This window comes from Gemella sp. oral taxon 928 (genome assembly GCF_001553915.1).
GTDB classification, from domain to species: Bacteria; Bacillota; Bacilli; order Staphylococcales; family Gemellaceae; genus Gemella; species Gemella massiliensis.
This window is the reverse complement of record NZ_CP014233.1, coordinates 275633-288654: the sequence shown is the minus strand read 5'-3', so window position 1 is coordinate 288654 and position 13022 is coordinate 275633. Positions and strand designations below refer to the sequence as shown.

The following is a 13022-nucleotide window of genomic DNA, read 5'->3' as shown; positions in this document are numbered from 1 at the left end:
ACAAAAAAGTACCTACTTGCTAAAAAATATTGTACCTTGTAAAATATACTATATATTATTTTACAAATATTTCAGCAATGGTTAGCGGTGGTATGGACGCCTACAACTAATTCACTGCGTGAATGGATTTTTCGACTAGAATTTTAACCAAGGTCTAAAATTCTCAAAGTAAAATGCTAAAAGTATTTTACTATTACCACTACAAACATTGTTATTAGTCTCGTTGCTGTTCAAAAGTTAATCCTTAAGGTTGCCACACTACTATAAAATCAGCAACAAAAAATATTTTGTATATAAATATATATATAATAAATTAATAAATATAATTGAGGTGAAAATTTATGAAAAAATATAATTCTGGCATCGTACTTGGTACGATCACATTAAATGTTAATAATTTAGATAGTCAACTTAACTTCTATACACATACAATGGGTATGCACATTATTTCTCACAATGAAACATCTGCTACATTAGGTACAATTGATAATAAACCGCTTTTAATATTGAATAAGGTTCATACTAAATTTATTCGTTCGTATGGCTTATATCATGTTGCTTACCTTGTACCGAGCGAGCAGGATTTAGCCAATATCCTAAACCATTTTGTCTCAACTAAAGTTTTATTAGAAGGAGGGGCAGACCACGGTTATAGCAACGCTATATATCTTTCAGACCCTGAAGGTAACGGTATTGAAGTCTATTATGATAAAGATGAAAAATTTTGGGATAAACGTGAAGACGGGCGTATTATTGGTATAACAGAAGCACTTGACGCCGAACATCTTCTTAATATTTCGCAACCAAGATCCCCTTATCAATTGCCTGTCGGTACATCAGTCGGTCATGTTCACCTAAGTGTTAAAAATTCTAAAGAATCAAGTAACTTCTTCCAACACATTCTAGGGTTCAAAGACAAATTTACCGTTCCTAGTGCAAGTTGGATTGCTTATGGAAGTTATCATCATCATCTTGCCGTTAACAACTGGGCAGGCCCTAATTTAAACCTACGTAAAAAAGGAACACCGGGTTTAGAGAAATTTGATATTCATTTTATTGATAGTGATACTTATAACTCAGTTTTACAACATATTAAAAGTCATAATGTAAATATATTAAAAGAAACCGGTGATAGTATTACTATTAGTGACCCGAACGGTATTATAATAAACTTGATAAATGGTATAAAATAATTATAAAAAGACAGGTAACAATACTCAACTTCTAAAGCTATTCTACTTTTAAAGTTAGTATAAAAAACCTGTCTTTTAATATATTTTATTTATCTTCTTTTGATGAAAATAGCGATACAATCGAATCTAATGTTGTTTTATTTGCAGCTTTATCTTCAGTCACATCTTTATCTTCTGTTTTTTCCTGTGATCTTTCTTCAATCAAACGACCCAGTTCAATTTTAGCATCTTCTACTTCCTGTTCCAATTTCGAAGTTTCCTCTTGTTCATCACCAATAACTTCTTCTATTGTTGTATCTTCTTGAAGATCTTCTGATGTTTCTTCACTAACGACTTCATCAACTTCTTCGCTTTTTTCGATTTCTTCTTTTAAATCTTCTGCAGTTTCCGTTAGTGGTTCTTCTTCTACAATTTCAACCTGCTCGATTGGTTTTTCATCTGTTTTCAGTTCAACAAACGGTTCAGCTTTTTCTTCTTTATTATACGCAGCTGTCAATTTATCCAGACGTTCTTTCGCTATATCTTCTCCGGTACGATCCACACCATCTCTTTTACAACAACAGTCACCATTAATAAAATCGTTCACCTTATTCAAACCTAATTTTACATTTTCTTTTAATAATTCTTTATGTTTTTCTAATTCTTTTGGATTTTTATAATAGTATGCTCCCACCGCTGAAGCAACACCTAAAAATAACCCTTTAGTTAATTTACCCATTTGAATTTCCTCCTAATATATACTACATAAGATTTTATCAGAAATATATCTTAAAGTAAAGATTTATAATGATACTATTTCATTACATTTTGTATATTTTCTATACATAATAATTATAAATAATAAGTTTTTGTCAATTTTAAAAAATAGAAATTTATAAAAGTATATATTCACCATCTCAATTTCGTCAGCTATCCTTGGAATATATAACAAAAAACGGTTGTATAAAATTAAAGAAAACAGACTTGATATAGTGAATTATCAAGTCTGTTTTTTGTTTAAAATCTAAACTTTGTCCTTAGATTTTATTTTTCTTCTTGACGTTTTCTTACTGCTAATGCAATACCCGCTAACAACACTCCGAATCCTGCCGTACTACCTGTTGTGTCAAGACCGGTTTTTGGTAATACCGGTGTTGGCGGTGTTGGCGGTGTTGGTGGTGTTGGTGGTGTCGGTGGTGTCGGTGGTGTTACTTTGTTATTAAACTCAGTATCTTTCGGTAATTTAGAAGTTGCTGTCAATACTTTACCTTCTTTAGTAACAGTTACAATCACTGTCGCTACCATTCTATCATATTCTATACCTACTTCTGTTCCACGCACTTCTTCTACTGTGTATTTGTAAGTACCTTCTTGACCTTTTTTGTACTCAACTTTGAATTTAACTTTTCCGTCAGCATCATTTTTCACAGTTTCGATTACATTACCTTTTTCATCTTTTAGTACGAAGCTAAATTCACCTTGTTTTAACTCACGTCCTTCAAGTTTCTTAGTAAAGTCAAACTCCAGCTCTACCGGAATATTATTTACACGTTTTTGAGTTGGTTTTTCAGGTTTTTCTACGTTCTTACTAACTGGGTTGTATTGATGTACTGTTTGTTTTGCTGTGTTCTCAATATCTACTCCATCAGGAGTGTCCGCTTTAATTGTCGCAACGATGTCAAATTTGTAATAACGCCCGAATGAAAATTGTGTTAAATCTAATACATTATCTTTGATTAAACTTTCTTTAGAGGTTGCTGTAATCTTACCGTTTTCAACAGTAATATCGAATAAATCTGTTACGTCATTACCGGTTTTACTATCATATACTTTAATACCTGTTTTTTCAACCGTTAAATAAGCACTATCGTATTCATCTGTAATGCCTACTTGTTGAATCTTATGAGCGGCTTCAAATTTATTTGTATCTAACCATACTTGATAAACAATTTTTTGTCCACGTTTTAGAGTCTTAGTATTTAAGTTTTCCGCTTCGTTATTGTCAGTTTTGTCTGTATATGGATCTTTATTTGTATCTCCATACTTGTCAGTCAATTCTTTATCATCATCTAGAAGTTTTTCACCGGTAATGTCAAATTTTTCACGATCTACAACATATTTCTCCGATTGGAATTCCGGTTTTGGCGGTTTTGCAGTATTATTAAATTCTGTATCTTTTGGAGGTGTTGTCACAACTGTTAAGACATGACTTTCATCTTTAGAAACAGTTACTGTCACTTCCGCTTTCATCGGATCATAACCCGTTTCTTTATCATCAACTTTTTGTACTTCTTCTACTGTATATGTAAATGTTTTACCGGCATCGGCTTTTTTATACATTGGCTTTTTACCATCCACAAATGTGAATGTAATCTTACCGGTTGTATCGTTCGTACCGTTCGCAATAATTGTTCCGTCTTTATCTTTCATCGTGAATGAAAACTCTCTATCTTTTAACGGACGACCATCAAGAACTTTTGTGAATTCAACAGAAAAGTCCAGTTCTTTTGGAGCTACATAATAGTTGTCAAATTTCCCGTTTGAGTTTGCATCGTTTGGATACGAATATTTAGGTTTCTCTACAGTTAATTTACCATCTTTTTCTACAACCGTTACGACAGCTGTTACTGTCATTGCATCGTAGTCAACATCTGTGTCCGTACCAACTTTTTCAGTAATCGTATATGTGTATGTCCCAGCTTTATAGAATGATATTTTATCAAATTTTACAGTTCCATCTGTTGCATTTGTTTTATCCTGATTTAAAGCAGGGGTTTTATCATCAGCATTTTTAATGTTGAAAGTAAATTCATTTTCTTTCAATTTACGATTGTTCAACACTTTTGTAACACCTAATTCTACTTCAGCCGGTTCATTTTTAACATAGTAATACACTGTTGGTTTATAAGGCGCCAACGAATTTCTTAAGAAAACATTTGTCCCTATAGCTCCGTTATTTTGTACTCCATTCACCAATTGATCATTTTGTGAATTATGTCCAATTTTATCTCCTAGGAATGGTATAAAATAGTTATCCGGGCCTCCTAAGTGTCCCGTGCTTGTGTGACCTTTAACAGTAATTCCATTCGGATGTGCTACACCATTTTTATCTGTAAAAGCTATTGTTTGGACTTCCTTATCCGGAAGACTTACAGTATTTTTCCCACCCGGAGGTATCTCACCTGTTTCAGCCATCAAAATATAACCATCAGTTTCTAATGTACCATCTGAACGTTTTTCTTGTTGACGTGGATCTAATACATAAACTCGAATACCCACTGTCCCATCTTCTTTAACCACTTCTTTTATACGTTTAATTCCATTTGCATTAGCATCCAAGAATTTGGTACCTACAACATATGGACGCGATACATAACCACTTAGTGAATCTGCAGCTGCTGATTGATATAGTCGATAACCCTCAAACTGTCTTACACCTGAAGCAGTGAAATTTTGCCCTTCCATTGTTTTTAGTGTATAGCTCGCCAAATCAGTCTCTTTCCCATTTGGAACATAATCCTGAACAGAAGTATCAGTTTTATCCGACTTATAAGTTTGGTTAGCCTTATCAACTACCCTATAATAAGTTGTTTTTCCTAAAACACTAGGAATAATAACATCTGAGTGTGTAATTTCACGCCCATTATATGTAGGTTCTACTGCGTTAAAAATATCATTCATTGAACGAGTGTTCATTACCTTAGTATATTTAGCTTTTTTCTCTTTTTCATCTTGTGTATTCCCTGACATCTCCGCATAAGAAAGAATAGTAGGATTGATATCCCATTCAATATGTAAGAAAGGTAATTTTTCTTTAGTTGCACTAGCTCCTTCAACACTACTGATAGTTAATGTCATATCTTTATTTGAAGCTTCCGTAGTTTTGGTAAATGATTGCTTAGCCCCGCCTTGAGCTATATTGATAGTTTCAATAACTTTATTCGTTGTTTTATCAACTAACTCGACAGTAGCATTTTTAGAATTATCATAGTTTTTGTATGCTCGAATATAATAATTTACATTATAATTTTTATTAAAACGAGTAAGATTAATCACTTCAAAAGTATATTTAGTTGTATCTTCTACTTTCTTATAACTGCTGTCAGGAATCTCCTGTGATTTTACAGAAGCTCCATTCGGATTGCTCATTTCGGGAGTAACCTTTTCTCCATCTTTCAATATAGTTTCAACAGAAATAGGATTACTAGCATAATTATCTGTTGCATCTCGTTTTGTACGTTTTTTTGGTGCTTCGGCTTCAGATTTCACTGTTTCTTCTGCTTTTTTTGTTTCCTCAGCTTTTACCGTTGCAGTTTTTTCCGCTTTAGTTTCTGTCGCTACCGCAGTAGTAGTATTTGCTACTTTTGCCGTAGTTTCGGTTTTTTCTTCCGCCTTTGCTACTTCACTTGTAGTTGGAGTTTCGGCTTTTTCATTAGCATCAGAAGCTTGTGCCTCTCCAGAACTGGCTAAGACAAAACTAAGACCTAAACCTAAAAATACAGATGCGACACCAACCTTATATTTTCTTAAAGAAAATCGTTATTGTTCTTTTTTTATCATAATTGTTTGTTCTCCTTAAAACTTTAAATCAAATTTTTAATTATATGAAGTAGCATTTTGGCATACTATCTTACTATAATGATAACTAATTATATCACAGATATATACAACAGGAAAATAAAGACTGAAATAATTAATTTACTATTTATTAACTTTTTTAGTATAGATTTTTCCCTTTATTCTCATAATAAATGATATATACATAGATAATATAAAAAATTTTTTCAATATTTATTGTAGTTTTAATACATAAAAAACCGTTATTTTATTAATTTTTTTCTAAAACACATATTTCGTTGTACTAAACAGTTCTTATAGATTTTGAATATTTTTTATCGTTTCTCTGTATAAAAACAAAAATTTCATTTCTTTTGTTTTCTTTCTTTTTATTATCCAATCTCTTTACTTCATATCTATTTTATCTTTTTACTAAACTTACGTAAAAAAAGATATTCTCTTAAGAAAAAAATATTAATAGATCTGCACATCTCTCTGTTATATTATTGTAACGAAAATTACAAAATAAAATGGAAATGTTTAATTAGCTATAGATATATAAATACCGAATAATATAAAAAATACCCCAGTTATCTAAGAATTAGTATATACAATTAAAATTCTTTCTTTATTATAATATTATTTTAATGGCAATTAAAAAAATGCCAAGTAACATTTTGTTGCTTAGCATTTTATCCTTATTTTTTCTTATGCCCCGTATTTGACACAGAAGCCTTAGTTTTTACTGTAATTACTTCTAAATTATTTATTTCATATGTTTTACACGAGCTACAATTTCTTTATGACGCCCTTTTATCATCGGACGTGCTTGAGGATTTCCTAAATAACCACAAGTTCTTTTAACAACGTCACAACTTTTTGGATCATTATTACCGCACTCCGGACACTTAAAGCCTTTTTTTGTCGGTTCAAATTCTCCCTCATAATTACATTTGTAACAACGGTCAATCGGTGTATTTGTTCCTAAATAACCCACACGTGTATAAGCAAAATCCCATACAGCTTCTAATGCTTTCGGGTTTTGTTTTAATACCGGGTATTCGCAGTAATGAATAAACCCGCCACTTGCATAATATGGATAGTCTTTTTCAAATTCCAATTTTTCAAACGGTGTTGGATTTTTTCTAACATCATAGTGATATGAATTAGTATAATATTCTTTATCTGTAACATCTTTTATAATTCCGAATTTTTCAGTATCCATTCGACAAAATCTATCTGTCAACGATTCACTCGGTGTTGAATAAATACTATACCAATAATCACCATCTCGTGTCCATTTATCAACATTATCTTTCATATGTTTCATAATTTCTAACGTAAATGCCTTAGCTTCGGGATTTTTTTCCCAATCTCCGCCATAAAATACACTTGCTACTTCATACAATCCGATGTACCCTAATGATAACGTTGCACGTTGTTTATCGAAAAGTTGTTTAACCTTATCTTCAGGTTGTAGTCTTTTCCCAAACGCTCCATGCATATATAATATAGGTGCATTTTTCGGTTTTGCTTCTCCGCAACGTTTTGCACGATAGTCTAATGCTTCTTTGCAAATGTCTAAACGTTCATTAAAAATATTCCAGAATAATTCTTTATTTCCTTTTGATTCTATAGCGATACGTGGTAAATTCAGTGTCACCACCCCTAAATTCATACGACCACTTTCTACCAACTCACCATTTTCATCACGCCATGCCGGTAAGAATGATCGACAACCCATCGGTGTTTTACAACTACCTGTGATCTTCACTAAAGTATCATACATTAAAATATCCGGATACATACGTTGTGTTGCACATTTCAATGCCAATTCTTTTACATCATAGTTAGGATCTGTCGGTTTTAAATTTAACCCATCTTTTATGACAAAAATTAATTTCGGGAAAATCGCCGTTCTTTTCTCGACACCAAGTCCTTCTATTCTTACTTGTAATATCGCCTTTTGAATTTCTTTTTCAAATTCTCCTTCTCCCAAACCGAAACCTAAAGATGTAAAAGGGGTTTGTCCTTGAGAAGAATACAACGTGTTTATTTCATACTCTAACGATTGCATTGCATCATAAATATCTTTATTTGTTTTTTGACGGGCAAAGCGTTCTTGTTTTTCTTCACCCTCTATCCACTCGCGTGCCATTTTTAAGTTTTTCTCATAGTTCAACTTAGCAAACGGTGCTAATACTTCATCTATTCTATCAGCACTACATCCACCGTATTGACTTGAGGCAACGTTAGCAATAATTTGTGCCATTTGAGCTGTTGCCGTTTGAATACTTCTTGGACTGCTTACCTCGGCATTCCCAATTTTAAACCCTTTTGTTAACATCTCTTTAAAATCAATCAAACAACAGTTGGTTAGCGGCTGATATGGTGAATAATCTAAATCGTGGTAATGAATTTCTCCTTTTTGGTGTGAATTAGCCACATGCTTCGGCAACATTTTAAGCCCAATTGCTTTTGCCACAATGCCACTTGTTAAATCTCTATGAGTGTTGAATACTAAACTATCCTTGTTGGCATTTTCATTAACAAGACTCTCATCACGATTTACGAGTTTTTCTATTGCTACATTAATATCCAGACTCTGTTCACGTTCAATATCACGCTTACTACGATAACCTACATACTCTTCATAAATGGCAACTTCTCCCAGTTGCACAAGTGTATGTTCTACTATATTTTGAATTTCATAAATTTTAATATTTGTATTAAAACGATTAGCAATTTCCAGTACAACATTGTCAACTATTTTTTGTATATCAACACTATGCTTTTCTCCAAAAACTGAAAATACCGCTTTTTCTATAGCTTTATAAATTTTTTCTGCATCAAAACGTGAAATTCTACCATCACGCTTGATTACTGATAGTTTTTCTTTTAATATATCTAGTTTTTTTTCTGTATATGAATAACATTTTTCTACCTGCATCAAAATTCCTCCCATATTTTTTTCTATATTATATATCTTATAGTAAAAAAAGTGATTTGTCTATACCTAAATTATTCCCCGGAAATTGAATTTGCGATTATATAGCCATCCTCAGTTAGTTGTGAAATTTTTGTGTAAACTGTTTTTTTATCACAAACTTATTATTTATTGTTGACATAGGAATTTTCTTAAATTTTATTACAATCTGTATTAATTTTTATTAACTCATTTTCTTAGTACAGTTTCGCTTCTCCTTATATTATCTCCTTTTTTTATAAAAAATTATTTTTATCCATTGTTTAAACTTTATTTTAAGAATATTATATATTATGATAAGTGTAATAAAATATAAAAGTGAGAGTTACGAATGAAAAAAAGTCACATTGAAACATTAACAGAACAATTATTTCCTGCTGAAAATAATGGTAAAAATATTCTCTTTAACGAGATACAACCATTTATCGAATTATTTATGCACTATGAATGTGCGATGCTTGAAATAGAGACAAAACTTAATGTCTTCGATAAAGAATTTTCACTGCATGGAGAAAATAATCCAATAGAATCAATTTCTACTCGTTTAAAAAGCCCCGTAAGTTTGATGAATAAGTTACAACGTTTAAATTTAGATTTCGATGTTAATACCATAAAACAAAATATTTACGACGTTGCCGGAGTACGTGTCATATGCTCATTTAAAAATGATGTATATAAACTTGTTTCCGCTTTGAAACAACAAGATGATATTACGGTTATAGCCGAAAAAGATTATATAAAAAATAATAAGGACAATGGTTATCGCAGTTATCACCTTATTGTAGAAATACCGATATTTTTATCAGGTAGTGTTGAACATGTGGCTGTAGAAGTTCAATTCAGAACAATCGCAATGGATTTTTGGGCAAGCCTTGAACATAAATTACGTTATAAAAAAAATCTCAGTGTTGAAAAAGAAAAAGAAATTGAACGTCGTCTTTTATTGTGTGCGGAAATTAGTGCAAAACTGGATAATCAAATGCAAAAAGTTAAAGAAATTATTGAAGAAGATGAAGAAGTAAAATTTATTGATTATAACGATATTGACACTTCAAAAGTATAATACATACCAAAATACCTTAGAAAAATTTTTCTAGGGTATTTTTATTAAGGTAAATCTTGTAAAATATCTTCACCTGTAAAAAACAAGAAAAATTATTTATAAACAACTTAAAATCAATTTTGCCAAGCTTTTTCCATAAATTTCAAGAAAAGTTCTCTCAAATCAATAAATTTCAACGTTTAACTTATCAATAAATAAATTCCACCGGAGTTTTTAACTTTTAAAGTTAGTTATTCCGGGAAGCTAAAAATAAATTTGTTTTTTACGACAAAATTATAATACAACCCATATAATTTATTAAATTATTTATTATATTTATCAAATATTATTAAAATATAAAAATATTATATAATTACTTGACTTATCTTCTTATATCTGGTTTGATTATAGTAGACTACAAATAAAGGAGAATTGCTTATGAAAACTTTAAAATTAAATAATGAAGTAGAAATTCCCGTTCTAGGCTTTGGAGTTTTTAATATTTCAGATGAAGAAACAAAAGATGCCGTAGCAAGTGCTATCAAAGCCGGTTATCGTCATATCGACACAGCTCAACTATATCTTAATGAACGTGGTGTCGGTGAAGGTATTAAGGCTTCCGGTATTCCGCGTAAAGAATTATTTATAACTACAAAAATTTGGATAAACAATACCAATTACGAAAATGCTCGTTCATCATTTATGCGTTCATTAGAAAAATTACAACTGGATTATGTTGATTTATTATTAATTCATCAACCGTATAATGATACATTCGGTGCATGGCGTGCAATGATCGAGCTTAAAAACGAAGGAAAAATTCGTGCAATCGGAGTTTCCAATTTCGGCATTGATAAACTAGTTGACCTTTCACTATTTAGCGAAGAAAAACCGGTAATTAACCAAATAGAACTTAACCCTTTCTGTCAACAAAAAGAAGCTGTTAAACAGTTTAAAGAAGAAGGTGTTGTTGTTGAAGCATGGTCAACATTCGCACGTGGAAAAGATGATATTTTTAATAATAAAACTCTAGTTGATATTGCTAAAAAGCACAATAAAACTGTTGCACAAATAATCATTCGTTATTTTATTGAACAAGACATCGTAGTATTAACAAAATCATCACATCCTAAAAGAATGAAAGAAAACCTAAACGTTTTTGACTTTAAATTAGATAGTGATGATATTCAAAAGATTTCAGCGTTGGACAGAAAAGAAAGTCAATTCTTCAGTCATAAAGATCCGAAAGTTATCCGCTCTTTAGCCCAACGTAAAGCAGAATAAAACCGATTAAAATATTTATAAATAGCTAAAAACTTCGCCTATCTCACCTACGGCGGGATTTTTAGCTATTTTCTTATATAGTTTTCCCTACTGATATTTTTTTTATTCGGTTGTAATTGACTTTATTTTATATATTATTTTAGTAAAAGTCGATAGTAGTATAAACGTCTGTCGCTAACTTTATTATTTGAAAAATAATAAAAAATTAATTACTAATTACTGAATTTTTTATATTGTTAGTTAAATATTTTAAATTCTTTACAAACCCTGTAAGAGATATTTAAAATCCCTATTCTAATTAAAATATACATTTCAATTAGATAACTATATTTTATTCTTTTTATTTGGAAAAATTTAATTTTTAGTATATTATATGTATTATTCAATATTTAAAGAATAGTCTTTAAAAATTTTAATATTAAGTGAGGGAAAAATGAAAACAGCATTTTTATGTGATTCAACATTACAAGTAAGTGAAGAATTTACAAAAAATTATCCATTAACAATAATTCCTTTGGAGGTAAGGTTAGATAATAGGGTTTATGAGGATAATATAACAATTAAATCTGAACAATTTTATGAATATATAAAAAAAGGTATGAAACCGAGTACCAGCCAACCATCAGTCGGAAAAGTGTTAGAAGCCTTAAATGCCTTAAAAGAAAAAGATTATAAAAGGGTAGTAATTTTTAGTATTTCTGAAAGATTATCAGGAACATTCTCATCTTTTACTCAAGCTAAAGCATTGATAAAAGATTTAGAAATTAAAATTATTGATACTAAACAAGTTGCACGAATAGCAGGACGTGCTATTGAAAAAATCATTAAAGATTTTTCTAACGGTTTAATCTCTTATAACAATATTGAAGAAGAATATAACAAACTTTACAAAAAACAAAATGTATTGGTTACCGTTGAAACAATGGACTTTCTATATGCCGGCGGTCGCCTTGGTAAAACACAATTTATTTTATCAAATATGTTAAATATTCTGCCAATTATTACTGTAAAAGACGGCGCTCTTCTAGTAAGCGGTAAACAGCGCGGGATAAAAAAAGTTATCAAAAAAATGTGTGAAGAAATTAAGAAAAAAAATCCACAGTCCCTTATTATATTCCACACAAACAACAATAATCTGTTAGAAAAAACACAAAATATAATTAAAGAAATATTCGGAGAAATAAAAACAGAAATAGTTACAGTTTCTCCGGTTATCGGGGCTCATGCCGGCCCAAGGGCAATAGCAATAGGTTATTTAGAGTATGAGGACTAATGGATAGCATAAATATAATACGAACTAACCCTTTTTAAATTAACGTAAGGTTAGTTCGTATATTTAGATATTTTCAGGGCTATCATTATTTATAATCATATACATCGAATAGCCTGTTTTTATAATAATAATCGATTTCTGCTGCTGTTATTTTTCTTATAATCTTACATGGATTACCGGCTGCTACCACATTATCCGGTATATCTTTAACCACGACACTCCCGGCAGCAATTACGCTGTTAGCACCTATCGTTACCCCCGGCACTACAGTTACACTGCCACCAAGCCAAACATTATCACCTATTGTAATTGGAAACCCGTACTCATAACCCGAATTACGACTTACTGGATGAATAGGATGCCCCGCCGTATAAAGACTTACATTAGGCCCAAACAATACATTATTCCCTATTTTCACCTTAGCAACATCTAATATCGTTAAACTATAATTCGAAAAAAAATTATCTCCAATTTCTATATTATACCCATAGTCACAATAAAAAGGTGATTGAACAACTGTCCCATTTCCAACTTTTCCGAAAAACTTATCTATCATATTTTTTCTTTTTTCTTTTTCAGTAGGAGAAATATTATTGTATTTAAAACAGAACTCTCTTGCTCTTTGTCTTTCTTTTTGCAACTTGTCGTCAGATGCTAAATAAGGTAATCCTGCCAACATCCTTTCTTTATAATTCATCTTTTATCCTT

At 31.0% G+C, this 13022-nt stretch carries 8 protein-coding genes; 4 read left to right on the top strand and 4 right to left on the bottom strand.

Annotation, left to right across the window (positions count from 1 at the left end; genetic code table 11):
* Positions 1–341: 341 nt before the first annotated feature.
* Positions 342–1193: a VOC family protein gene (locus AXE85_RS01250; RefSeq protein WP_062172673.1), complete on the top strand. Its 852-nt coding sequence runs from the start codon at positions 342–344 to the stop codon at positions 1191–1193.
* An 85-nt stretch (positions 1194–1278) separates the two neighbouring features.
* Here AXE85_RS01250 and AXE85_RS01245 read toward each other — a convergent pair whose 3' ends face one another.
* The 3 genes from AXE85_RS01245 to nrdD all read right to left on the bottom strand — a co-directional run bounded on the left by AXE85_RS01245 (position 1279) and on the right by nrdD (position 8679).
* Positions 1279–1911 (bottom strand): hypothetical protein, encoded by a 633-nt coding sequence (locus AXE85_RS01245; protein WP_062172262.1) that lies wholly within the window; start codon positions 1909–1911, stop codon positions 1279–1281.
* Between the two features lie 305 nt (positions 1912–2216).
* A complete protein-coding gene (locus tag AXE85_RS01240; protein WP_062172260.1) occupies positions 2217–5441 on the bottom strand; it encodes a Spy0128 family protein in 3225 nt (1074 codons plus the stop codon).
* 1054 nt (positions 5442–6495) lie between these two features.
* Positions 6496–8679, bottom strand: coding sequence for an anaerobic ribonucleoside-triphosphate reductase (nrdD, locus tag AXE85_RS01235; RefSeq protein WP_062172258.1), 2184 nt, complete (start codon positions 8677–8679; stop codon positions 6496–6498).
* A 367-nt stretch (positions 8680–9046) separates the two neighbouring features.
* Here nrdD and AXE85_RS01230 point away from each other — a divergent pair, with 367 nt between their 5' ends.
* The 3 genes from AXE85_RS01230 (at position 9047) to AXE85_RS01220 (ending at position 12314) form a co-directional block, all read left to right on the top strand.
* On the top strand, positions 9047–9778 hold the full coding sequence (locus tag AXE85_RS01230; RefSeq protein WP_072520099.1) for a GTP pyrophosphokinase: 732 nt from the start codon (positions 9047–9049) through the stop codon (positions 9776–9778).
* 417 nt (positions 9779–10195) lie between these two features.
* Complete coding sequence (locus AXE85_RS01225; protein WP_062172256.1) at positions 10196–11041, top strand: aldo/keto reductase; 846 nt, start codon at positions 10196–10198, stop codon at positions 11039–11041.
* 433 nt (positions 11042–11474) lie between these two features.
* On the top strand, positions 11475–12314 hold the full coding sequence (locus tag AXE85_RS01220) for a DegV family protein (RefSeq protein WP_062172254.1): 840 nt from the start codon (positions 11475–11477) through the stop codon (positions 12312–12314).
* A gap of 85 nt (positions 12315–12399) precedes the next feature.
* Here AXE85_RS01220 and AXE85_RS01215 read toward each other — a convergent pair whose 3' ends face one another.
* Entirely contained in the window at positions 12400–13011 is a 612-nt protein-coding gene (locus AXE85_RS01215; RefSeq protein WP_062172252.1) for a sugar O-acetyltransferase, read from the bottom strand.
* Between the last annotated feature and the right edge of the window lie 11 nt (positions 13012–13022).

Bases quoted from the DNA above. Each gene is read 5' to 3' on its own strand.
- AXE85_RS01215 (WP_062172252.1), bottom strand. From the start codon at position 13,011: ATGAATTATAAAGAAAGGATGTTGGCAGGATTACCTTATTTAGCATCT.
- AXE85_RS01220 (WP_062172254.1), top strand. From the start codon at position 11,475: ATGAAAACAGCATTTTTATGTGATTCAACATTACAAGTAAGTGAAGAA.
- nrdD (WP_062172258.1), bottom strand. From the start codon at position 8,679: ATGCAGGTAGAAAAATGTTATTCATATACAGAAAAAAAACTAGATATA.
- AXE85_RS01250 (WP_062172673.1), top strand. From the start codon at position 342: ATGAAAAAATATAATTCTGGCATCGTACTTGGTACGATCACATTAAAT.
- AXE85_RS01230 (WP_072520099.1), top strand. From the start codon at position 9,047: ATGAAAAAAAGTCACATTGAAACATTAACAGAACAATTATTTCCTGCT.
- AXE85_RS01225 (WP_062172256.1), top strand. From the start codon at position 10,196: ATGAAAACTTTAAAATTAAATAATGAAGTAGAAATTCCCGTTCTAGGC.
- AXE85_RS01245 (WP_062172262.1), bottom strand. From the start codon at position 1,911: ATGGGTAAATTAACTAAAGGGTTATTTTTAGGTGTTGCTTCAGCGGTG.